The organism is Treponema sp. R6D11 (genome assembly GCF_054786075.1).
The window spans coordinates 1-462 of record NZ_BDHD01000881.1 but is presented as its reverse complement, the minus strand read 5'-3'; the positions used below and the strand labels follow the sequence as shown (position 1 = coordinate 462).

1 protein-coding gene is annotated in these 462 nt (G+C 45.0%); it reads right to left on the bottom strand.

The genetic code is table 11. The annotated features are described in order from the left end of the window. Position 1: 1 nt before the first annotated feature. Positions 2–352: a putative signal transducing protein gene (locus tag ACYVTD_RS16630; RefSeq protein WP_461248766.1), complete on the bottom strand. Its 351-nt coding sequence runs from the start codon at positions 350–352 to the stop codon at positions 2–4. Positions 353–462: the final 110 nt, after the last annotated feature.

Here is a 462-nt window from a genome sequence, read left to right as displayed (position 1 = left end):
ATTATATCCTCCCTAACATATATAATACCATCATTATAATCGCAACCACAGCAGGCAATACTACCAAACATAGCAATACCCACGTAACGCCCCGCCTTAAAGAAAACTTGCCATCTTCTATCGCCGAGCCTTCTTCTTGCTCCGGAATTCCATCGACGATTTCTTTCGCCTTTTCCAAATCTTCCTCTAGCACAAGGATTTTCACGCCGAACAGCGCAACTCCCGTACGTATCCCGCCATCATTTAGGGCAACTTTTTTAGCTAATATACCCTCTTCTCTGAGCAGAGCAATTATAATTTCTGCTTCGAATAGTGTCGTTGCATGTTTGAGCTCTGCCCAGTCCCCTATCACTTCTGCACCTCTTTTATCTCACTAATTATCTTTCCGTCCGCCAATTTCGTTTCCAATTCTTGACCAATCTTTGCCTGCCCCGCCGTTTTTATCACCACGCCATCGGCTGC